Raw genomic sequence first — 21,575 nt, 5'->3', positions numbered from 1 at the left:
GTTCTTCACTTCCTGCCAGGAACCCCGAACGCGTGAGTCAGCGACTCGCGCGTCATTCATCTATCGAGTCATTCATTCCAGGCCTTCGCCAGCAGCCCCCGGGTCTCGCGCAACAACTGCGGCATGACCTTGACCCCGGCGAGGACCGTGATGAAGTTCGCGTCCCCGCCCCAGCGCGGAACGATGTGCTGGTGCAGGTGCTCGGCGAGCGAACCGCCTGCCGCCGCACCGAGATTGAGGCCGACGTTGAAACCGTCCGGCCGCGACACCCGCTTGATCACGCGCAGAGCCTGCTGCGTGAACGACATCAACTCGGCGCTTTCCTCTTCCGTCAGGTCTTCGAGCGCCGCGACCTTGCGGTAGGGAACGATCATCAGGTGCCCCGGGTTGTACGGGTACAGGTTGAGCACGGCGTAGACGTGCTCACCCCGGGCGACGATCAACCCGTCCTCGTCGTCCATCTTCGGGATGTCGATGAACGGCTCGTTGGGGGTGTCCCGCGACTTCGGCGCCTCGGCGATGTACGACATGCGGTGCGGCGACCAGATCCGCTGAAGGTGATCGGGTTCGCCGGGGCCGCGGTCGACGAGGCGGCCGGGGCCGCCGAGCATCTCGTCGGCCGTCACGTCGTCACCTCCGGTCATGTGCCTCACCCTTCCTTGCCGGGTTGCAGCAGTTCGGCCGTCGGCGAGGCGTTCTCGCGGCGACCGATCCAGTCGGTGACGATGCGCACGGCGTCGTCCACAGGCACCCCGTTGACCTGGGTGCCGTCGCGGAATCGGAAGCTGACGGCGCCCGCCTCGACGTCGCGCGCACCCGCCAGCAACATGAACGGCACCTTCTGCGCCGTGTTGTTGAAGATCTTCTTCTGCATGCGGTCGTCGCTCGCGTCGACCTCGGCGCGGATACCGGCCGCCTTCAGCCGCTTCACCACGTCGAAGAGGTGGTCGGCGAACGTCTCGGCGACCGGGATGCCGACCACCTGGACCGGCGCCAGCCACGCCGGGAACGCACCCGCGTAGTGCTCGGTGAGCACGCCGAAGAACCGTTCGATGGAACCGAACAGGGCCCGGTGGATCATGACCGGACGCTGCTTGGTGCCGTCGTTGGCCGTGTACTCGAGGTCGAAACGCTCGGGCAGGTTGAAGTCGAGCTGAATGGTCGACATCTGCCAGGTGCGGCCCAGGGCGTCCTGCACCTGCACAGAGATCTTCGGTCCGTAGAACGCTGCGCCGCCCGGATCGGGAACGAGGTTCAGCCCCGACGACTCCGCGACCTCGGCGAGCGTCGCCGTCGCTTCCTCCCACACGGCGTCGTCGCCGACGAACTTGTCCGGGTTCTTGGTGGACAGCTCGAGGTAGAAGTCGTCGAGTCCGTAGTCCTTCAGCAGGCCGAGGACGAACTGCAGGGTGGTCGCCAGTTCGTCGCGCATCTGCTCGCGGGTGCAGTAGATGTGCGCGTCGTCCTGCGTCATGCCGCGCACGCGGGTGAGACCGTGGACGACACCGGACTTCTCGTACCGGTAGACCGAGCCGAACTCGAAGAGCCGCAACGGCAGTTCGCGGTACGACCGGCCGCGGGAGCGGAAGATCAGGTTGTGCATCGGGCAGTTCATCGGCTTGAGGTAGTAGTCCTGGCCCGGCTTGCGCACGGTGCCGTCCTCGTTCAGCTCCTCGTCGATGTGCATCGCCGGGAACATGCCGTCGCGGTACCAGTCCAGGTGGCCCGACACCTCGTAGAGATGCCCCTTGGTGATGTGGGGGGTGTTGACGAACTCGTACCCCTCCTCGACGTGCCGCTTGCGGGAGTAGTCCTCCATCTCGGTGCGGATGATCCCGCCCCGCGGATGGAACACGGGCAGTCCGGAGCCGAGTTCGTCGGGAAAGCTGAACAGGTCGAGTTCCGACCCCAGCTTGCGGTGGTCGCGGCGCTCCGCCTCGGCGAGCAGTTCCAGATGCTGGTCCTGCGCCTCCGCCGACTCCCATGCGGTGCCGTAGATGCGCTGGAGATCGGCGTTGTCCTGGTTACCACGCCAGTACGCCGCCGAGCTGCGGGTGAGCTTGAAGGCCGGAATGTGCTTGGTGGTGGGGATGTGCGGGCCGCGGCACAGGTCTCCCCACACCTTCTCGCCGGTCCGCGGGTCCAGGTTGTCGTAGATGGTGAGCTCGTTGCCGCCCACCTCCATGATCTCCGGATCGTCGATTCCCGACTTGTCGTCGATGAGTTCGAGCTTGAAGGGCTCCTTCGCCAGCTCGGCACGCGCGTCCTCGAGCGACTCGACGACGCGGCGGGAGAACCGCTGCGACCCCTTGATGATCTTCTTCATCCGCTTCTCGAGGTTCGCGAGGTCGTCGGGGGTGAACGGGCGATCGACGGCGAAGTCGTAGTAGAACCCGTCCTTGATCGGCGGACCGATGCCCAGCTTCGCCTCGGGGAATTCCTGCTGGACGGCCTGCGCGAGCACGTGGGCCGCCGAGTGGCGGATGACGCTGCGGCCGTCGTCGGTGTTCGACGCGACCGGCTCGACCTCGACGTCGGTGTCGGGCACCCAGGACAGGTCCTTGAGCTGGCCCTCCGCGTCACGGACCACGACGACGACGTCCGGGCCCTTGCTCGGGTAGCCGGCCTCCCGAACCGCTGTACCGGCCGTAGTCCCCGCGGGCACCCGGACGAGGGCGGCTGGGGCGGCGGATGCGGGGGTGCTCACGGCGATGTTCTCCTAGGTGAGGTGTGCGGTGCAGACATGGTGAATGTGCCAGCCCATGTTATCGGCCCAGCAGTCACACCCAACCATGCGTCCGGCTAGAGCGGGCTCTCCAGCCACGGGTAGTCGAGACCGATCCACGTTCCGACGAGACCGAACGTCCCGAGCAACCACAACGTGGCGAGGACGACGGCACACGTCAGCAGCGCACCCGCCCCCTTGACCACCAGCGACTGCCGCGAGAACCAGTCGATGAACTTGTCGTAGCGCCGGCGCGCGTAGTGCAGCAGCCGGTGGGCCCACGCGAACTCGGATGCGAGAATTCCGAGCCCCGCGAACACGATCAGCCAGCCGGGGCCCGGATAGGGAATCGCGACGATCCCGGCGGCCAGCACGAGAGCGCCGATCACCCCCACCGCGATGCGGTAGGCCAGGTTGAGGCTCGGGCGCGCGGCGATGTGTGCTCGCCACCGGCGCCAGCGGCTCTCCGCTTCCTGGAACGGGGACAGATCCGAGTCGTCCACGTCCATGTCCACGTTCTCGGGCGCGGGTCCCGGCCGAGCTTCTCCGCTAGTCACCAGTCCACCCTACCGACCGCGACCTGCGGCGGCGCGTCGTCGCACCGCCGCACACGCTCGCGGGTTATCCCTTCACACAGACGACCTGCCGCAGGTGGGCCACGACCTCGACGAGATCGGCCTGCGCTTCGATCACCTGCTCGATGTCCTTGTAGGCGCCGGGGATCTCGTCGATCACGCCCGCGTCCTTGCGTGATTCGACTCCGGACGTCTGCCGCACGAGGTCGTCGACGGTGAAACGCTTCTTCGCCTTCGTGCGGCTCATCGTCCGTCCCGCCCCGTGTGACGCCGAATTGAAGGACAGCTCGGAGCCCAGGCCTCGCACCACGTAGGAACCGGTGCCCATGGAGCCGGGGATGAGTCCGAGATCACCCCGGCCGGCGCGGATCGCGCCCTTACGGGTGACGAGCATGGGCTCGCCGTCGATGATCTCCTCCGACACGTAGTTGTGGTGGCAGGAGATCGGCTCGTCGAACCGCACCGTCCTACCGGGCAGTGACTGCCGGAACGCCTGCATCACCAGGGTGAGCATGACGGCGCGGTTGCGGGCCGCGTACTCCTGCGCCCACGTCAGGTCGTGGCGGTATGCGTCCATCTCCTTGCTGCCGGCGAGGAACACCGCGAGATCGCGATCGACGAGGCGCTGGTTGTGCGGCAACGCCCGCGCCACCGCGATGTGCCGCTCCGCCAGTTCCTTGCCGATGTTGCGCGACCCGGAGTGGAGCATCAGCCAGACTTCGTCTGCGTCGGACAGGCACACCTCGATGAAGTGGTTGCCACCGCCGAGCGTGCCGATCTGTTTCATCGCCTTGGATTCGCGGGACTGGACGCCGGAATGCAGGTCACCGAAGTCCTGCCAGAAGCGGTGCCATCCCCTCTTCACTCCCCCGGCGTTCGTGACATCGAGGGCGCCGACGTTCACCGAACGCTCGTGCATGGCGAACCCGACCGGCACCGCACGCTCGATGCGCGACCGCATCGACCGCAGGCTGTCGGGCAGATCGCTCGCGGTCACATCCGTCCGGACCGCCGTCATTCCGCACCCGATGTCGACGCCGACCGCCGCCGGGGCGATCGCCTCCCGCATCGCGATGACGGAACCGACCGTCGCACCCTTGCCGACATGGACGTCGGGCATGACCCGCACCCCGTGGACCCACGGCAGGTCGGCCATGTTCCGCAGCTGCTGCAACGCAGCCTGCTCGATGGTCCACTCTTCCGCCCACATCAAGGTGGGCGCGGTGGTGCCTTCCAGCCTCACGGGGAACATGGGACTCAGTCCTTCGATAGCGGATCACCCGGGAACTTTCGGCCGGCTGAGTTCATTGTCCGCCGCGCCGAAGAGCCGGAACAACCGATTATCGGGGTGGGCACAAGAAAAAGAAGAGGGCGTTTCCGCTTTCGGAAACGCCCTCTTCTCATCTGTGGTCCCGGCTGGGATCGAACCAGCGACCTCCCCGGTGTGAACGGGACGCTCTTCCACTGAGCCACGGGACCGAAGCGCGCCAAACACTCGCGCTCGAACGAGTTGGAACATTAACACGACCGAGCGGCCGAACGAAAATCACGTCGTTGGGATTCGTGTCGACCCCCGCCCGCGGCACGTCCTCGACCCGGCGTCGTTCATGTGTAGTTCACCGTCTGATGCCTTGACCTGCAGATTTGTAACTATCGCGGATGGTCGGCTAATGTTCTCAACCGCACCACGGAGAACATTCTCCGCGAGTTACACGGTGCATGCGGACGTGGCGCAGCTGGTAGCGCACAACCTTGCCAAGGTTGGGGTCGCGGGTTCGAATCCCGTCGTCCGCTCGAGAGGTTGGACTCAACCTTCACGGTGGAGTGGCCGAGTGGTGAGGCAACGGCCTGCAAAGCCGTGCACACGGGTTCGATTCCCGTCTCCACCTCGCGCGATTAGCTCAGCGGGAGAGCGCTTCCCTGACACGGAAGAGGTCACTGGTTCAATCCCAGTATCGCGCACCGAGATAGATGATAGATGCACGACTGTTTTACTTGCTCGACCAGTGACGGCCCCCAGCCCGGGGGCTTTCACGAATGCGGACGTGGCGCAGCTGGTAGCGCACAACCTTGCCAAGGTTGGGGTCGCGGGTTCGAATCCCGTCGTCCGCTCTCTTTTCTCCATCCCGCGCGATTAGCTCAGCGGGAGAGCGCTTCCCTGACACGGAAGAGGTCACTGGTTCAATCCCAGTATCGCGCACCAGTTCACTTTCAACCGACCAGTTCACGACAGTTCAGCCCCGGTCATCGACCGGGGCTGAACTGTCGTTCCGGTGTCAGGCGGACTGGAGCCGGTTGGCGCCGGAGATCATCGCGCGCAGAGTCGATTCCGTGTGGGATTCACCGATTCCCATCGCCCAGAGCCGGATGCCGTCTCGCTCGCAGAGCAGGAATGTCGCGGTCCGGTGCCCGATCTCGTGCTGATGAAATGACAGGATCTCCATCGCACACCCCGCGTCGTACAGCATCGAGGTCATGGCGGCCACCGGGCCGGGCGCGCTCGCAGCGGTCTTGCAGATCGATTCGCCGATACCGAGTGTCGCTTCGAAATCCCACATTCCGGGGCCGGTCTTCGTTTCCGACCAGCTGCCCAGACGGAACGGTCCGCTGGACGGCGCGTAGACGGCTTCGAACGCGGACCACGCCATTCCGGCGGATTCGGTGCGGAGTTCCCGCGGCAGCGGCTTGCCGTGGCGCGCGGCAAACGGGTCGGCGGCCGTTGCCGACGAGGGAAAGGGTGAAGCGAAAGAAGGGTTTGTACTCATTCTCGTGGTCTTCCTGAAAGGAGGGAGGACCAACGCGTAGCTCAACGACCCGCAGCGAGGGGTCGGTCCGTATCAGACCCCGCTACGGCGGAGAACTACGAGAATGCGCTGCATGGATGACACTGTAGGCGACAACCGCCCGCAGAGGCAACAGGCCCCGTTCACGCTGTCGCGCCGGCCACCGGTGACGGGCGGGTGACGAAATCGTTACCGCTGCATCTGGAACGTGAGGAATTCCTCATGTATCGTCGAACTTGCCATCCACCCCCCCGATGGCAATGAGCCCCAGCCATGACCCCCCATCCAAGGCTGGGGCTCAGTCTTGTTCCGGGCACCTCACGCACCGCGCGCTTGCAGGACTTTTCGCCCGCCGATTCGGAGAACGCTGCACATCCCCGCAAAGTATTGGACACTCGTCCAATCAATCGGATGTCCTCTACCGAAGGCCGACACGCATGACGGATTCACCACGCGCAGATGCGTCCGCGGACCACCGCTCGGCACGGATCGCCACAGCGGGCGCATTCGGCCTGCAGGGATTTCTCCTCGCGGCCGTTCTCACACAGCTGCCGCAGTACCAGGACCGATTCGGGTTCGACGACACGATCATCGTGGTGGCCGTCGTGACGGTGTCTCTCATCGCCGGAGCCGGAAGCGTCCTCGCCGAGCACCTGGCTCGCCGATTCTCCAGCAGGTCGGCCCTGCGACTCGGGCTCGCGACCATCGCGATTGCCGGTGGCGCGCTCGGTTTCAGCCCGAATACCGCGGCCTTCTTCGTCTGCCTGTCCGTGTACGGGGCCGGACTGGGAATCGTCGATGCCGCCGCCAACATGCAGGCGGTGTCGATCCAGCACGCGTACGGCCGCGTCATCCTGTCGTCGTTCCACGCCGTGTGGAGCGTCGGCGCGATTGCGGGTGCCCTCTTCGTCGCCGCCACCTCGGCCCTCGACGTGAGCGTCGCCACCGCGCAACTGGTGGCGGCGCTCGTCGTGGCAGTCGGTCTCACCGTCTGCTGTCCCCGGCTCCTCGTCCGTCAGGAGCCGGCGGGCACCGCCGCGCCGGCGACCGGCCCTGCGCCCGTGCCGGTTCCGATTCGAGCACTGCTCGCGCTCGGTACCGCGATGGCGTTGTTCTACGCCATCGATTTCGGTGTCGGCAACTGGTCCGCTCTGTACGTCCGGAACGTTCTGCTCGCGGATGCCGGCACGGCCGCTCTGGCACTGGCCGCATACCAGTGCGCGGCTCTGGTGTCGCGACTGACCGGCGACTTCTGGGTGGCGAAGTACGGCGAGATCGCTGTCGTCCGTGTGGGTTCGGCGGTCGGTGTCGCCGGATTGACGGTCGTCGTCCTCGCCCCGTCGTCGGTCGTCGCGATTGCCGGATTCCTCGTCGTGGGCCTCGGCGTGCCGGTCGTCGCTCCCCTGTGTTTCAGTGCCGCCGGGCGGCTGGCACCCTCCGGCCAGGTGGACGACGTCGTGGCGCGGATCAACCTGTTCAACTACGTGGGCACCCTCGTGGGCGGCGCGATAGTCGGCGGCGTCGCCGCGGCGACCAGCCTGCGGATCGGGTTCGTGGTCCCGCTCCTGTTCGCGGTGGGGCTCGTCCTGCTCGCCCCCGCGTTCGCCCCGGACCGGGACCGGGACCGGGACAAGCAATCCGAGTGCGCCCCGGATCGCGACTGACGGCAGATGTTCTACTTAGGACATGCCGACTTGGGGATGGTTCGTGATCGCCGTGGCGATCGTCTACGTCGCAGTTCTGGTCTCGTCACGATCCGCTCGTGGCGGCTCACACACCCCACACGACCTGCATCCCGCATCGACGTGGCGACACCTCGACGACGCCGTCCGGGACGAGGTGACGTGTCTGCTCGACCGGGGCAGGACGATCGAGGCGATCAAGATTCTCGTCGCGCGGGACGGGATCGGCGTGCGGCACGCGAAGGCCACGGTCGAGTACGGCCGGCTCCAAGCCCGGCCGGTCCCCGCCGGAATCCGCTCCTGCGGAGACACGTCGCCGATCGAGGGCACGCTCCGCGACCTCAAGAGCGAGGGCAAGACCGTTGCGGCGATCACCCTGCTGCGGGACAGTACGGGAATGACACTTCGGGAAGCGAAGGACGCGGTGGACCAGCTGTGACAGTCGAAATAGACCCGGCAGGGATCTGGGATTCCGAGGCGATCGCCGACGTCGCCGCGGCAACGTTCCCTCTCGCGTGCCCGCCCGGGGCGACACAGGACGACATCGCCGCCTTCATCGACGACGTGCTGTCGGCCGAACGGTTCTCGGAATACCTCACCGACCCGAACCGCACCGTCCTGAAGGTCACCCACGGCGGGGCGATCGTCGGCTACGCGATGCTGATCGACGGTGAGCCCGCCGATCCGGATGTCGGCAGGGCCGTGACGCTCCGGCCGACAACCGAGATCAGCAAGCTGTACGTGCTGCCCGGCAACCACGGGACCGGCGTCGCGTCCGCGCTGATGGACGCCATCGTCGAACGCGCCGTCGCCGCGGGGTGCGCCGGGCTGTGGCTCGGCGTCAACCAGGAGAATGTGCGCGCCCAGCGCTTCTACGCGAAGCACGGATTCACGCAGGTCGGAACGAAGACCTTCCTCGTCGGCACCCAGCTGCACCACGACTTCGTGATGCAGCGGGCACTGTGACGAGCTGCGTCAGCTCGCGGCGACCTCGAAGCGCGACAGCGCCAGCAGGCGCGACGTGGCACGCAGGTACTTCTTCCGGTACCCGCCGGCCAGCATCTCGGGAGTGAAGATCGCGTCGAGCTTGGCCCCTGCCACGGTGACCGGGATGCTCGCGTCGTACAAGCGGTCGGCGAGGACCACCAGGCGCAGCGCGACCGACTGGTCCTCGGCGGGGTGGACGCCGTCCAGGAACACGGCCGGAATGCCCTCGACCAGCTTGTTGTAGCGGGACGGGTGCAGCGTGCTGAGGTGCTTGCACAGCGCGTCGAAGTCGTCGAGCGTCGCGCCGGGGATGCTGTCGGCGCGCTCGGCGAGCTCCTCCGACGAGATCGGGTCCGGGGCCGGCGGCAGGTCGCGGTGCCGGTAGTCGGGTCCGTCGACGCGGATCGTCTCGAAGATCGAGCCCAGCTTCTTGATCTCCCGCAGGAAGTCCTGCGCGGCGAATCGGCCTTCGCCGAGCTGGCCGGGCAGTGTGTTCGACGTCGCCACGATGGACACGCCGCGCGCCGACAATTCCGACAGCAGGCGGGACACCAGCATGGTGTCGCCCGGGTCGTCGAGTTCGAATTCGTCGATGCAGAGGACGCTGTGGCCGGACAACTGCTCGACGGCCTTGTTGAAACCGAGGGCACCGACGACGTGCGTCAGCTCCACGAACGTGCCGAACGCCTTGGGCGACGGGACGCTGTGGAAGATCGACGCCAGAAGGTGGGTCTTACCGACACCGAAGCCGCCGTCGAGGTAGAGACCGGCACCGGTGGCCTGCGTCTTCTTCCCGAACAGGCCGCGTCGCCCGCCACTGCGGATCTTCACGACCTTCTTCGCGAACTCCTCCGCCGTCTGGACCGCGGCGGCCTGGCTGGGTTCTGCGGGATCGGGGATGTACGACGCGAAGCTCACCTCGTCGAACATGGCCGGGGGCACCATCTGAGCTACCAACTGATCAGCCGGTACCACGGGGCTACGATCGACAAGACGTGCATGCATACAAGCAGGGTATCCACGTGTTGTGATCACCAACATGCACCGTGTACATATTGCGACATTTTTCACACCGGACAGTCCACCCGCACGGGAGGAGTCCAGTGAATCGACCGCGAACGCGCTGCGCGACCTGTATGCCTACCCAGCGGAGACGCCGCGGCCCTGGGTGCGCGTCAACTTCGTGAGCAGCATCGACGGAGCCGTCTCCGTCGACGGCGTCAGCGGGGCGCTCGGCACACCCGCGGACAGGCTGGTCTTCGAAACCCTGCGGGAGTTGGCCGACGTCGTGCTGGTCGGAGCCGGAACCGTCCGGGCGGAGAACTACGGCGGGGCGCGCGTCGGCGCGGAGGGCAGGCGACGCCGGGTGGCGTCGGGGATGCAGGAGGTCCCGCCGATCGCCGTCGTGTCTGCTCGCGCCCACCTCGACCCGCACTCACGCCTGTTCACCGACACCGAGGTGGCCCCGATCGTCGTCACGTGCACGGACGCCGACCCGACGCGGGTCCGGGCTCTCGCCGACGCGGGTGCGCGGATCGTGACGGCCGGCGAGGGGCAGGTCACCGGCGACGGGCTGATCGCCGCCCTCGAGGATCTCGGACTGCGCCGGGTGCTCTGCGAGGGCGGCCCGAGCCTGTTCGGGCAGCTGACTGCGGACGACGCCGTCGACGAGGTCTGCCTGACCACGGCACCCGTGCTCGTCGGCGGGACCGTGGGTCGCGTCGCCACCTCGCCGAGTACCCGGGTCACCGCGATGACCCCCGCGCACATCCTCACCGACACCGACGGCACCGTCCTCACCAGATGGGTGCGGCTGCCCCGCCCGTAGAGGAACCTGGCAGGGTGGTCGCCATGCGCAGATCGGTGTTGCTCGCAATGGTTCTCGTGGTGTGCAGCGCGTGCGGAGCCGGACCGTCCAACCGGCCCCACGTGGCGGTCGAACGCGAGGGCGGCGGCAGCGAACCCACCGCGACGGAGACCGAGAACACCGACGCTCCCCCGCCCGTGTTGCAGACCCCGAAGAACGATCTGGCGTGGACCGACTGCACGCAGAGCACGCTCGGCGCCCTGGGCCCGGGAACGACACCGCCGGCCGGGCTCGTCTTCGAATGCGGCTCGTACGAGTCGGCCGTCGACGAGAGCGGCACCCTGCCCGGCTCCTTCACGATGGGTGCGATGCGGGCACGGCTCGCCGACACCCCCGAGAACGCGGCCCCGCTGGTGCTCACGTCGGGATCGGACCGGTCGTCGACCGCGACGCTCGCAGCGCTGAGCACCGGCGGTCTGACATCGCTGCTGTCGACGCGACCGGTGGTCGCGGTGGACCGCCGCGGGATCGCCTCCTCGCAGGAGATCGAATGCCTCACCCCGGAGCTCCGCAGCAGCCTGGCGAATCTCGGGCAGTTCGACCCGGGGACGGGTGACCAGGTCGACAAGGTGACCGCGCTGGGCCGCGACGCCACCATCGCGTGCACCGACTACCTGCAGCCGCAGGAACTCGCGTTCGACAGCACCCACGCCGCCGACGACATCGAGGAGCTGCGCCGCACCTGGGACGTCGATGCGCTCGGGATCCTCGCCACCGGCAACGGCAGTGCCGTCGCGCTCAGCTACGCCGCCAAGTACCCCGATCGGGTCGGCCGGCTCGTCCTCGACTCCCCCGCCGTCACCACGGTGGATGCCGCGACCGCCACCGAGCAGCAGGTCGCGGGTCAGGAGGCGGCGTTCGACTCGTTCGCCCGCCAGTGCATCGCCCTCAACTGCTCCCTGGGCGCCGATCCCCGCGCCGCGATGACCGACGCCGTCACCCGCGCCGCGAACGGTCAGATCCCGCGGGTCTCCGCGAACGCCCTCCTCACCGCGGTGTCCGGGTCGCTCGCCGCGGCGGGCGGCGACCAGCAGGGCCGCGTCCGCACCCTGTCCGATGCGGTGTCCGCCGCCCTCGCCGGAAACACGGCGCCGATCCTCGCGGCGGTCACGCAGGCCGAGGCGGCCTACGAGAGCGACGGCCAGTTCATCACCCGCTGCACGGACGGCCAGCAGTGGCCCGCACCCGACCGGGTCCGCGAACTGCAGAAGCTGTGGGGCGAGCGGTTCCCGCTGTTCGGCCCGAACGCCGCCGTCGGTCTGCTCACGTGCACCTCGTGGCCCGCGACCGCGCCGCCCGCCCTGCCCGGCGAGCTGACGCTGCCGGTCCTGGTGCTGAGCGGCACCGCCGACCCGGTCGTCGGGAACGCCGGGGTGGGGACGGTGACCGGGGCCGTGTCGAGCGCGGGCGCCGCGACGGCGACGTTGACGTGGCACGGCAGCGGCCACCCCGCCACCCATTCGGACTGCGCGCAGAAGTCGATCGTCACCTACGTCGCGGACGGCGTGCTGCCCCCGGACGGCAGCGCCTGCCCCGCCTAGCCGAGGTGGTCCGCCCGACACCCACAGGGGGTGCGTGACCGCACGTCAGAGCTTCTCGGTGTACCGTGCCGTGGTGTTCCTTCGACAACTCGAACCGCGCACCGGGCGGACTGCCAACGAGGTCATCAACTTCGCGCTGTGGCCGATCGCCGTCATGACAGTGCTGCATCGAGTGGTCGTCAAGGCGGTCAACGGGTACATCACCGACGACTTCCGCCCGGTCTACAACGCTGCGCTGGCCTTCCTCAACGGGCGGCCCGTCTACACCGCCAACTTCAACTGGGTCGATCCGCATTATCTGTATCCGCCGTCCGGCACACTGCTGATGGCACCGATCGCGGTGATCGACCCCGAGAAGTCCCGGTGGTTGTTCATCATCGCCAACGCGATCGCCATCGTGATCGCGTTGTACCTGCTCCTGCGGCTGTTCGGCCTGGGATTGAACACCATCGCGGCCCCGATCCTGCTGCTCGCCACGTTCTCGTCCGAAACCGTCACCAACACCCTCGTCTTCACCAACATCAACGGCCTGGTCCTGCTCGGCGAGATCGCGTTCCTCGTGTTGTTGATGAAGCGCAAGGACATGTGGTCCGGTGTCGCCATCGGGCTGACGTTCGCGGTGAAACCGATACTCGCCCCACTCCTGCTGCTGCCTCTGGTGCGCGGACAGTGGAAGGTGTTCGTCACCGCGATCGGCATCCCCCTGATCCTCACCGCCGTGGCGTGGCCGCTGTCCGCGGACCCGATGGACTTCGTGCGCCACACAGTGCCGTACCTGATGGAGTCGCGCGACTACTTCAACAGCGCGATCGTCGGCAACGGCAAGTACTACGGCCTCCCCACCGCCCTGATCTGGGCTCTGCGCGGTGTCTTCACCGCCATCGTGCTCAGCTCCCTGTGGCTGCTCTACCGCTACTACCGCCACGACGAGCTGTTCTTCGTCGTCACCATGTCCGGGGTTCTGCTGACGGCGTCGTGGCTTCTCGGCTCGCTGGGCCAGATGTATTACTCGATGATGCTGTTCCCGCTCCTGATGTCCGTGGTGCTGAAGAATTCGGTGATGCGGAACTGGCCTGCGTGGCTGGCCGTGTACGGGTTCATGAGTTACGACAGCTGGCTGTCGAGCCGGTTCATCGAGGCCGGCCGGACCGCCGAGTACATGAAGACCACGCTGGGGTGGAGCCTCCTGCTCCTCGTGGTCTTCGGTGTGCTGACCGTCCGCTACGTCTCGGCGCGGCGCGAGGGGCGACTCGACCGGGGCATCGATCCGGCGTTCCTCCTCGAACCGCACGAGAAGGCTCCCGACATCTCGCCGCGGGAACCGGAACCGGACGAGCAGCCGCAGGTCGAGTCGGCCACCGCCAAGACGTAGGCCCCCGTCACGCGCCGGGCGTCGCGGCCGGAATCGGCGAAACGTATTAGCGTGGAGCCATGAGTTCGCAGCAGCAGGATCCCACGCAGTCCGCCCCGAAGGTTGCTCTCTCCGACAGCGAGTGGCGCGAGAAACTGACTCCCGAGGAGTACGCGGTGCTGCGCCAGGCCGGTACCGAGCGCCCCTTCGTCGGCGAGTACACCGACACCAAGACGGAAGGCGTCTACCACTGCCGGGCCTGTGGCGCCGAGCTGTTCCGCAGCGCGGAGAAGTTCGAATCGCATTGTGGGTGGCCGTCGTTCTTCGATCCGGCCGACTCGGACGCCGTCGTCCTCCGCGAGGACACGTCGCTGGGTATGCGCCGCGTCGAGGTGGTGTGCGGGACGTGCCACAGCCACCTGGGCCACGTCTTCGAGGGCGAGGGCTACCCCACCCCCACCGATCAGCGGTACTGCATCAATTCGATCTCGCTGACCCTGGAACCGACCGGCGAATGATCGTCGGTGGATCGAACGCCCGGATCGGCGGTAGCTCGCCCTCGTAGCGTTCGATCTCGACGAGCACGTGCTGGCCCGTGCAGCCGTGGGCGAGTGACGACGTGCCCACGTCCGGTGTCAGCACGTTGGGGTTCCCGTGCACGCAGAGGGAATCCGGGTCGGTGGCGTCGAGAGGGTCGTACCAGGCTCCCGTCGACAGCTGAACCACACCGCGGCGGACACCGTCGTCCACCACCACGCCGGCGAGGCAGGCGCCGCGGTCGTTGAACACGCGGACGACGTCGCCGGCGGTGAGTCCGCGATCGGTGGCGTCATCCGGATGGATTCGCAGCGGTTCGCGGCCCCGGATCTTCGATTTCTGGCTGGTGCTGCCGTGGTCGAGTTGGCTGTGCAGTCGGGTACGCGGCTGGTTGGCGATCAGATGCAGCGGGAACTGCCGTGCCCGGCGGCCGCCCAGCCATTCCTCGGGCTCGTACCAGCGTGGGTGTCCGGCGCAGTCGTCGTAGCCGAATCCGTCGATGTCGGCGGAGAAGATCTCGATCCGCCCGCTCGGGGTGGCCAGGGGGAATTTCACCGGATCGGCCCGGAAGTCGCCGAACAGGATCAGGTCGTCCTCGGTCCGCATCCGCACGTGGCCCTGCGTCCAGAAGTCGTCGAAACTCGGGGCGGGGCCGCCGTCCGCGCGGACGAAGTCCCGCCACTGCCCGTACAGGTGCTCGAGCCACTGCTCGGACGAGCGGCCCTCGGTGAACTTCTCCCCGACACCCAGTTTCCGGGCGACGGCGGCGAACGTGTCGTAGTCGTCCTGCGCGTCGGCGTACGGCCCGACGGCGGCGTGCATGGCGACGAGCAGCGGGTCGTTGCGGGTGCAGCTGATATCGGCCCGCTCGAGCGACGTGGTGGACGGCACGACGATGTCCGCGTGCCGGGCCATCGGCGTCCAGTAGGGGTCGTGGACCACGATCGTGTCGGGACGGGCCAGCGCCCGGCGCAGCCGGGGAATGTCCTGATGGTGGTGGAACGGGTTGCCGCCCGCCCAGTACAGCATCTTGATGTCCGGGTACGTCAGCCGCTGACCGTCGTAGTCGAACGGTGCGCCGGGGTTCAGGAGCATGTCGGAGATCGCGGCCACGGGGATGAAGTCGCGGACGGGGTTCAGCCCCTGGGGAAGCGTGGGCAGCGGGTACGGGACGGGGGCGAGCCCGGGCTCGTTCATGGAACCGTAGCCGTGGCCGAAACCACCACCGGGAAGGCCGATCTGGCCCAGCATCGCGGCGAGGGTGACCCCCATCCACGGGGCCTGCTCACCGTGCCGGACCCTCTGCAGCGACCACGTGACGGTCACCATCGTCCTGCCCGCCGCCATCCGCCGGGCGAGGGCCACCAGGTCCGCGGCGGCGACGCCGGAGATCTGCTCGGCCCACGCGGGCGACTTCGGTACGCCGTCGGAGCGCCCGAGGAGGTAGTCCTCGAAGCGGTCGTAGCCGACGCAGTGGCTGCCCAGGAATGCCATGTCGTGCAGGTCTTCCGTCGCGAGGACGTACGCGAGGGCGAGCATGATCGCGACATCGGTGCCGGGCACCGGGGCGTGCCGTTCGGCGGCGCCGTGCACGTCGTCGCGCAGCGGACTGAACGACACGACGGACCCACCGCGGCGCCGGAGGGCGTCGAGTGCGTCGCGGGTGGGGTGGTCGCTGGTCCCGCCGTGATTGACGCCGGTGTTCTTGAGGGGGACGCCACCGAAGCACACCATGAGATCGGTGTGCTCGGCGATGACCTTCCAGGACGTGGAGCGGGCGAACATCTTCCAGTGGGTGCCCACCACCCGGGGCATGATGACGCCCGTCGCGCCCAGCGAGTAGCTGTGCACCGAACGGGTGTAGCCACCGAGGGTGTTCAGGAACCGGTGGACCTGACTCTGGGCGTGGTGGAACCGTCCCGCGCTGGCCCAGCCGTACGAACCGCCGTAGATCGCGCTGTTGCCGTGCGTGTCGACGACCCTGCGCAGTTCGTTCGCGAGCCGCTGCGTCAGCTCTTCCCAGTCGACCGACACGAACTCGTCGGCCCCTCGGGAACCGCTGGGTCCTGGGCCGTTGTCGAGCCACCCGCGGCGCACCACCGGGCCGGTGATCCGCGCCTTGCTGCGGACCGACCCGGCGATGTTGCCCAGCACCGGTGACGGGTTCGCGTCACCGGTGTACGGGTGGGCGGCGACGACGTCGCCGTCGGCGACCTCGGCCTCGAACATGCCCCAGTGCGACATGTGCTGGTAGCGGGGCGCGGTGCGAGCCCCGTCGGCGTCATTCATCGGTGCTGCGTCAGATCACGGCAGAGCGGTGATCAGCTTCTCCACATCCACCCGCGGGCCGGTGAAGAACGGCACCTCTTCGCGGACGTGCAGACGGGCCTCGGTGGCGCGCAGGTCGCGCATGAGATCGACGATGCGGTACAGCTCCGGCGCCTCGAACGCGAGAATCCACTCGTAGTCGCCGAGTGCGAACGAGGGCACGGTGTTGGCGCGGACGTCCTTGTACGTGCGGGCCGCCATGCCGTGGTCGGCGAGCATCTTGCGCCGCTCGTCGTCGGGCAGCAGGTACCACTCGTAGGACCGGACGAACGGGTACACGCAGATGTAGTTGCCCGGGTCCTCACCGGCCAGGAACGCCGGAATGTGGCTCTTGTTGAACTCGGCGGGACGGTGGCACGCGACGTTGCTCCACACCGGCTTGCTCGCGCGGCCCAGGGCGGTGGTGCGGCGGAAGTCGGCGTACGTGGCCTGAAGGGCTTCGATGCTCGCCGAGTGCGTCCAGATCATGAAGTCGGCGTCGGCACGCAGGCCGGCCACGTCGTAGAGCCCGCGCACCACGACACCCTTCTCCGCCTGACCTTCGAAGAAGATCCGCGCCTCCTTGATCACAGCTTCCCGGTCGTCCCCGAGAACACCGGGTTCCACCTGGAACACCGAGAACATGAGGTAACGGATTTCAGAGTTCAATGCGTCGAAGTCGAGGCGTGCCATGCGTCTATCGTGCCACTCGCCCGGCGAGCCGTGCAGCCGCCGTCGTCGCAGCGGCCACACACGCGGGAACACCCACCCCGTGCAGCAGCGCCCCGGACACCTCGAGACCGTCCAGACCTGCGACTTCCTGCTCGATCACCGCCACCCGCCCGAGATGGCCGGGACCGTACTGCGGCAGGCCGCCGTGCCAGCGCTGGACGTGCACCGCGGCGGGTTCCGCGGACACCCCGGTGACGGTCGCGAGGTCCCGCCGGGCCGCGGCGATCAGCTCGTCGTCGGGTGCGTCGACGACGGCGGCGTCGCCGAACCGTCCGAAGGACGCCCGGACGAGGGTCACCTCCCGCTCGGCGAGGTGCGGCCACTTGCGACTCGACAGGGTGAACGCCTTCGCGCCGAGCGCGGCGTCGGTGGCGACGAGGATCCCGGAGTTCTGCGGGAGGTCGACCCGGACCGGCAGCGCCAGCGCGACGACCGCCGACGAGGCCAGCGGGATGTCCGCGGCGGCCGCCGACGCGCGGGGGGCGATGCCGGCGAGCAGGTCGGCGAGCTGCGGGGCGGGCACGGCGAGCACGACCCCGTCGACGGGGCCCACCGGTTCCGCCGACCAGCCGTCGCCGTCCCGGGCGAGTGTCCGGATCCGTTCGTGCACGATCTCCGCCGACGCGGCCTCCGTCAGGGCGCGCAGCAGGACGCCGTAGCCGTCGCGCAGCGCCCCGAACACCGGCCCGGGGGTCGGGGCGGGGAGGGCGTCCGCCACCGCCGCGGACAGGCTCGTGGCGCCGCGGTCGAGCGCCGCCGCGAGCGTGGGGAGCGCGGCGCGGACGCCGATCGTGTCCGCCAGACCCGAATAGACCCCTCCGAGAAGCGGATCCACCGACCGCTGGACCACCTGCGCGCCGAACCGGTCGCCGACCAGTGCACCGACGGCGATGTCCGCACCCGGTGTCCAGTCGAGGGGCACCGTCCGCTCCCCCGCCACCCGCGCGAGTGTCCGGTCGTCGACGAGACCGCGCAGACTGTTCCCGTCCGCGGGTATCCCCATGAGGGTGCCGGCCGGCAGCGGGTGCAGCGCGTCCTCGGACCAGATGAGCGGCCGCAGTCCCGCCGGATGCACCAGCTGGTCGGAGAGGCCGAGTTCACCGAGCAGGGCGGGCAGTTCCGGGCGCCGCGCGATGAAGGCTTCCGCCCCGACGTCGACGGGCTCCCCCGCCAGGTCCACCGTGCGCAGCTTGCCGCCGAGCCGCTCCGCGCCGTCGGCGAGGACGATCCGGGCATCGGCGCCGAGCCGCTGCCGCAGGCGGTACGCGGCAACGAGCCCGGAGATGCCGCCGCCGACGACGAGAACCTTCGGCGACGACCCGGTCACAGTGAATGCACCAGCTCGACCAGCGCGGTCAGCGCGCCCGGGTCGGTGTCGGGCAGGACGCCGTGCCCGAGGTTGAAGATGTGTCCCGTGGCGCCGGCGGCGAGGGCGGCGTCCGCTTCCGCGGTGATGCGGCGGACCTGCTTCTCGACCGCCGCCGGTCCGGCGAACAGCACCGCGGGGTCGAGGTTGCCCTGGAGCGCCTTGCCCGGGCCGACCCGGCGCGCTGCCACGTCCAGGGGGATGCGCCAGTCGACGCCCACCACGTCGGCGCCCGCTTCGCCCATCGCGCCGAGCAGTTCGCCGGTTCCGACGCCGAAGTGGATGCGCGGCACCTTCGCGCTCTCCACCTCGGCGAACACCCGCTCGGAGTGGGGCAGCACGAATTCCCGGTACTCGGCGAGGGACAGCGCGCCGGCCCACGAGTCGAACAGCTGGATCGCGTCGACGCCGGCGCGCAACTGGGTCTGCAGGAAGGTGATGGTGGTATCGGCCAGGGTGCCGAGCAGCGCGTGCCACGTCCGGGGGTCGGAGTGCATGAGCGCCTTCGTGCGCTCGTGATTGCGGCTCGGACCGCCCTCGACCAGGTACGAGGCGAGAGTGAACGGGGCTCCGGCGAAGCCGATCAGCGGCGTCGAGCCGAGTTCCGCGGTGAGCAGCTGCACGGCCTGCGCGACGGCGCCGACTTCCTCGGGTACGAGGCGCGGCAGGGCGGCGACGTCCGCGATCGACCGGACCGGGTTCGCGACGACGGGACCGGTGCCGGCGACGATGTCGAGATCGATGCCTGCGGCCTTGAGCGGCACCACGATGTCGGAGAACAGGATCGCGGCGTCGACGCCGTGCCGGCGCACGGGCTGCATGGTGATCTCGCAGACCAGTGCCGGATCGAAGCACGACTCGAGCATGCCGATCCCCGACCGGATCTCGCGGTACTCGGGAAGCGAGCGGCCCGCCTGCCGCATGAACCACACCGGGCGACGGCCGGGGGTACGGCCTTCCGCGGCCGCCAGGAGGGGTGCGTCGGGGAGCACCCGCCTCGCGGCGTACGTCGCCCGTTCACTCATGCCTGCATTGGTGCTTTCCAACCCGCTCATCGGTCCTCGCGCTCTCTGCCTGCTCGAATTTCGGCAGCTCTCATGCTGCCATGCCGGGACTCCGCCGCCGATCGGCCCTGCTCGGCGCGCCTCCGACGAGATGTGGGGGTCCGGGTCTAACGTCCCGAGCTGTGACGACTTCGGGATCGCCCGCCGAACCGGCCGAGTTCCGCGCCGCGGTCGAAGCGATGAATTCCGCGCAGGTTCGCGCGGACATCGAGCTGGGCCCCATCCGGCCCCCGCAACGGCTCGCGCCGTACAGCTACGCCGTCGGCGCAGAGGTCGTGCACGAGGACACCGGGGTCGTCGCCGAACAGAGCGAGGGTGACGCGTTCGGCAGATTGATCCTCCTGTTCGACCCCGAGGGCGACGAGGCCTGGAACGGCACCATGAGGCTGGTCGCCTACATTCAGGCCGACCTCGACGCCGCCGTGGCGTCCGACCCCCTGCTTCCCGAGGTGGCGTGGAGCTGGCTCGTCGACGCACTCGAATCGCGCCACGAACCGCTCAACGCGCTCGGCGGGACGGTGACCGCGACGACGTCGGTGCGCTACGGCGACATCGCCGGTCCCCCGCATGCGCATCAGCTGGAACTGCGCGCGTCGTGGACGGCGACGTCGGTCGAACTGGCCACGCACGTCGAGGCGTTCTGCGAGGTACTGGCGTATGCGGCCGGTCTGCCACCCGCCGGGGTGTCGCAGCTGCGGACGCTGGGCGACGAGTAGTCAGGCCGATTCGGTGCCCGCCGAGGGCACGTCGGTGGTGGCGCTGCGCGACCATTCCAGGAATCGTCCGACCGCCTGGGTGACGGAGATGCTGCGGATCGAGGGGAACACGTCGAACGCGTGCTGCGCGCCCTTCAATTCCGCGTAGACGACGGGGTTGTCGGACACCTGCCGGAGTTCGTCGACGAAGATCCGCGCCTCGGCGACGGGAATGAGCGAATCGCTCGTGCCGTGGATCACGAAGAACGGCGGTGCGTCCGCCCGCAGGTGCGCCAGCGGCGACGCGGCCCGGTAGTCGTCGGGGAACGTGGCCTGCTTGCCGAGCACCATCGGCATCAGTCCGGAGTGCACGCGCTGGAGGACGGCCTTGATGCCGGTGTCACCGGCGAAGTCGTAGACCCCGTAGTACGGGACACACGCCTGGACCGAGGTGTCGACGTCCTCGAACCCCGGCTGCAGGTGGCTGTCGTTCGCGGTGAGTCCCACCATGGCGGCGAGGTGGCCGCCCGCGGAACCACCTGTGACGGCGATGAAGTCGGGGTTGCCGCCGTATTCCTCGACGTGCTCCCGGAGCCAGGCCAGGGCCTGCTTGATCGCGATCAGGTGTTCGGGCCACTTCGCCTTCGGCGACAGCGGGTAGTTGACGGCCGCGCACACCCACCCCCGCGAGGCCATCTCCAGCATGAGCGGCAGACCCTGTTGATCCTTGTTCCCGATCACCCATCCCCCGCCGTGGATCTGCAGGAGGACCGGACTCTTCGACGGCACATCCTGCCGGTGATAGATGTCGAGGCGGGCCCGGCGCCCGCCCGGCCCGTACGCGAGGTTGCGGACCCGGGTGACCGCCTTGTTGCGCATCCAGAACGGGTTGAGGAGTTGCCGCCACACGGGTCGCCCCGGGTGTTCGATGGCAGTGTCGCGGTCGGTGTAGTTCTCGCCGAGCGTCTCGACGAGAGCGGATTCGGCTTCCGCTCCGGCGCCCCGGCCGGTGGCGATCACGGCGGCGAGCCCGGCGGCGGATGCGGCGGCCAGCGCCAGCCCGATGCGGTCGCTTCGGGTCCGTGTTCCGTGACGCGCGGCGTGCTGGGCGGCGTCGGCCGCGGTCACGGCGAGGAGGTGCGGCGCGAGTTCGGTAGTGAGCCACCCCGAGAAGAACGCGACCACCGACGTGGGCGCACCGGGCAGGGGACGCAGGGCGTTGGCGGCGAGTGCGGCGCCGACGGCCTGCCGGAGAACGAAGCCTCGGGTCATACCCCCAACCGTAGAACATGTTCTAATCGATCGGTTGCCCGCCCCGGCCCGCGGGCGCCGGATCGAGAACGAGGCGGTGGGCCATCACCCG

19 protein-coding genes and 6 tRNA genes are annotated in these 21,575 nt (G+C 68.6%); 13 read left to right on the top strand and 12 right to left on the bottom strand.

The window, feature by feature from the left end:
• Positions 1 to 68 precede the first annotated feature (68 nt).
• The 5 genes from CJ177_RS07415 to CJ177_RS07395 all read right to left on the bottom strand — a co-directional run bounded on the left by CJ177_RS07415 (position 69) and on the right by CJ177_RS07395 (position 4,779).
• Positions 69 to 644, bottom strand: coding sequence for an HIT domain-containing protein (locus CJ177_RS07415; RefSeq protein WP_061043634.1), 576 nt, complete (start codon positions 642 to 644; stop codon positions 69 to 71).
• A 5-nt stretch (positions 645 to 649) separates the two neighbouring features.
• Positions 650 to 2,707, bottom strand: a complete 2,058-nt coding sequence (gene thrS / locus CJ177_RS07410; RefSeq protein WP_061043633.1) for a threonine--tRNA ligase — start codon at positions 2,705 to 2,707, stop codon at positions 650 to 652.
• 95 nt (positions 2,708 to 2,802) lie between these two features.
• Positions 2,803 to 3,234 carry a TIGR02611 family protein gene (locus CJ177_RS07405; protein ID WP_061043632.1) on the bottom strand — a complete coding sequence of 144 codons (432 nt, stop codon included), beginning with the start codon at positions 3,232 to 3,234 and terminating at the stop codon, positions 2,803 to 2,805.
• Positions 3,235 to 3,346: 112 nt separating this feature from the next.
• Positions 3,347 to 4,552, bottom strand: coding sequence for an RtcB family protein (locus CJ177_RS07400; protein ID WP_061043631.1), 1,206 nt, complete (start codon positions 4,550 to 4,552; stop codon positions 3,347 to 3,349).
• Positions 4,553 to 4,707: 155 nt separating this feature from the next.
• A tRNA-Val gene (locus tag CJ177_RS07395) sits at positions 4,708 to 4,779 on the bottom strand.
• A gap of 242 nt (positions 4,780 to 5,021) precedes the next feature.
• On the opposite strand from CJ177_RS07395, the gene CJ177_RS07390 reads away from it, so the two are divergent.
• The 5 genes from CJ177_RS07390 (at position 5,022) to CJ177_RS07370 (ending at position 5,503) form a co-directional block, all read left to right on the top strand.
• Positions 5,022 to 5,094: transfer RNA gene (locus tag CJ177_RS07390), tRNA-Gly, on the top strand.
• Between the two features lie 24 nt (positions 5,095 to 5,118).
• Positions 5,119 to 5,189: transfer RNA gene (locus tag CJ177_RS07385), tRNA-Cys, on the top strand.
• 1 nt (position 5,190) lies between these two features.
• A tRNA-Val gene (locus CJ177_RS07380) sits at positions 5,191 to 5,262 on the top strand.
• Positions 5,263 to 5,339: 77 nt separating this feature from the next.
• A tRNA-Gly gene (locus CJ177_RS07375) sits at positions 5,340 to 5,412 on the top strand.
• Positions 5,413 to 5,428: 16 nt separating this feature from the next.
• Positions 5,429 to 5,503: transfer RNA gene (locus CJ177_RS07370), tRNA-Val, on the top strand.
• 73 nt (positions 5,504 to 5,576) lie between these two features.
• Here CJ177_RS07370 and CJ177_RS07365 read toward each other — a convergent pair.
• Positions 5,577 to 6,065 carry an alpha-isopropylmalate synthase regulatory domain-containing protein gene (locus tag CJ177_RS07365; RefSeq protein WP_005240954.1) on the bottom strand — a complete coding sequence of 163 codons (489 nt, stop codon included), beginning with the start codon at positions 6,063 to 6,065 and terminating at the stop codon, positions 5,577 to 5,579.
• Between the two features lie 455 nt (positions 6,066 to 6,520).
• On the opposite strand from CJ177_RS07365, the gene CJ177_RS07360 reads away from it, so the two are divergent.
• The 3 genes from CJ177_RS07360 to CJ177_RS07350 are packed head-to-tail and all read left to right on the top strand — an operon-like array spanning position 6,521 to position 8,731.
• Entirely contained in the window at positions 6,521 to 7,747 is a 1,227-nt protein-coding gene (locus CJ177_RS07360) for an MFS transporter (protein ID WP_061043017.1), read from the top strand.
• 22 nt (positions 7,748 to 7,769) lie between these two features.
• Positions 7,770 to 8,204: a hypothetical protein gene (locus CJ177_RS07355; RefSeq protein WP_005240949.1), complete on the top strand. Its 435-nt coding sequence runs from the start codon at positions 7,770 to 7,772 to the stop codon at positions 8,202 to 8,204.
• The gene (locus CJ177_RS07350; protein ID WP_005240947.1) at positions 8,201 to 8,731 is read left to right on the top strand and encodes a GNAT family N-acetyltransferase; all 531 of its coding nucleotides are present in this window, start codon (positions 8,201 to 8,203) and stop codon (positions 8,729 to 8,731) included. Before CJ177_RS07355 ends, CJ177_RS07350 begins: the two co-directional genes overlap by 4 nt.
• A 9-nt stretch (positions 8,732 to 8,740) precedes the next feature.
• On the opposite strand, the gene zapE is transcribed toward CJ177_RS07350, so the two are convergent.
• On the bottom strand, positions 8,741 to 9,757 hold the full coding sequence (gene zapE / locus CJ177_RS07345) for a cell division protein ZapE (protein WP_025432416.1): 1,017 nt from the start codon (positions 9,755 to 9,757) through the stop codon (positions 8,741 to 8,743).
• A gap of 34 nt (positions 9,758 to 9,791) precedes the next feature.
• Here zapE and CJ177_RS07340 point away from each other — a divergent pair, with 34 nt between their 5' ends.
• From CJ177_RS07340 to msrB, 4 genes are read left to right on the top strand one after another with little or no spacing between them, the layout of a single operon-like run.
• A complete protein-coding gene (locus CJ177_RS07340) occupies positions 9,792 to 10,580 on the top strand; it encodes a pyrimidine reductase family protein (protein ID WP_005240942.1) in 789 nt (262 codons plus the stop codon).
• 14 nt (positions 10,581 to 10,594) lie between these two features.
• The gene (locus CJ177_RS07335) at positions 10,595 to 12,160 is read left to right on the top strand and encodes an alpha/beta fold hydrolase (protein ID WP_025432414.1); all 1,566 of its coding nucleotides are present in this window, start codon (positions 10,595 to 10,597) and stop codon (positions 12,158 to 12,160) included.
• Positions 12,161 to 12,194: 34 nt separating this feature from the next.
• Positions 12,195 to 13,532, top strand: coding sequence for a glycosyltransferase family 87 protein (locus CJ177_RS07330; protein WP_061697013.1), 1,338 nt, complete (start codon positions 12,195 to 12,197; stop codon positions 13,530 to 13,532).
• Positions 13,533 to 13,591: 59 nt separating this feature from the next.
• Positions 13,592 to 14,029 carry a peptide-methionine (R)-S-oxide reductase MsrB gene (msrB, locus tag CJ177_RS07325; protein WP_005240925.1) on the top strand — a complete coding sequence of 146 codons (438 nt, stop codon included), beginning with the start codon at positions 13,592 to 13,594 and terminating at the stop codon, positions 14,027 to 14,029.
• On the opposite strand, the gene CJ177_RS07320 is transcribed toward msrB, so the two are convergent.
• The 4 genes from CJ177_RS07320 to hemE are packed head-to-tail and all read right to left on the bottom strand — an operon-like array spanning position 13,989 to position 19,478.
• Entirely contained in the window at positions 13,989 to 16,337 is a 2,349-nt protein-coding gene (locus tag CJ177_RS07320; protein WP_095867503.1) for a molybdopterin guanine dinucleotide-containing S/N-oxide reductase, read from the bottom strand. The two genes, msrB and CJ177_RS07320, sit on opposite strands and share 41 nt — an antisense overlap.
• A 15-nt stretch (positions 16,338 to 16,352) precedes the next feature.
• On the bottom strand, positions 16,353 to 17,048 hold the full coding sequence (gene hemQ, locus CJ177_RS07315) for a hydrogen peroxide-dependent heme synthase (RefSeq protein WP_005240921.1): 696 nt from the start codon (positions 17,046 to 17,048) through the stop codon (positions 16,353 to 16,355).
• A gap of 4 nt (positions 17,049 to 17,052) precedes the next feature.
• Complete coding sequence (locus CJ177_RS07310; protein ID WP_095867502.1) at positions 17,053 to 18,414, bottom strand: protoporphyrinogen oxidase; 1,362 nt, start codon at positions 18,412 to 18,414, stop codon at positions 17,053 to 17,055.
• Positions 18,411 to 19,478, bottom strand: coding sequence for a uroporphyrinogen decarboxylase (gene hemE / locus CJ177_RS07305; RefSeq protein ID WP_005263993.1), 1,068 nt, complete (start codon positions 19,476 to 19,478; stop codon positions 18,411 to 18,413). Before hemE ends, CJ177_RS07310 begins: the two co-directional genes overlap by 4 nt.
• Positions 19,479 to 19,639: 161 nt before the next feature.
• On the opposite strand from hemE, the gene CJ177_RS07300 reads away from it, so the two are divergent.
• Positions 19,640 to 20,233 (top strand): DUF3000 domain-containing protein, encoded by a 594-nt coding sequence (locus CJ177_RS07300; RefSeq protein WP_005240914.1) that lies wholly within the window; start codon positions 19,640 to 19,642, stop codon positions 20,231 to 20,233.
• Here the strand turns inward: CJ177_RS07300 and CJ177_RS07295 are convergent, their stop codons facing one another.
• Positions 20,234 to 21,484 (bottom strand): alpha/beta hydrolase, encoded by a 1,251-nt coding sequence (locus CJ177_RS07295; protein WP_095867501.1) that lies wholly within the window; start codon positions 21,482 to 21,484, stop codon positions 20,234 to 20,236.
• Between the last annotated feature and the right edge of the window lie 91 nt (positions 21,485 to 21,575).

This window comes from Rhodococcus sp. ACPA1, from assembly GCF_002300195.1.
Lineage (GTDB): Bacteria > Actinomycetota > Actinomycetes > Mycobacteriales > Mycobacteriaceae > Rhodococcus_F > Rhodococcus_F opacus.
Note: the sequence above shows the minus strand (reverse complement) of the source record. Positions and strands in the feature narration are given on the sequence as shown.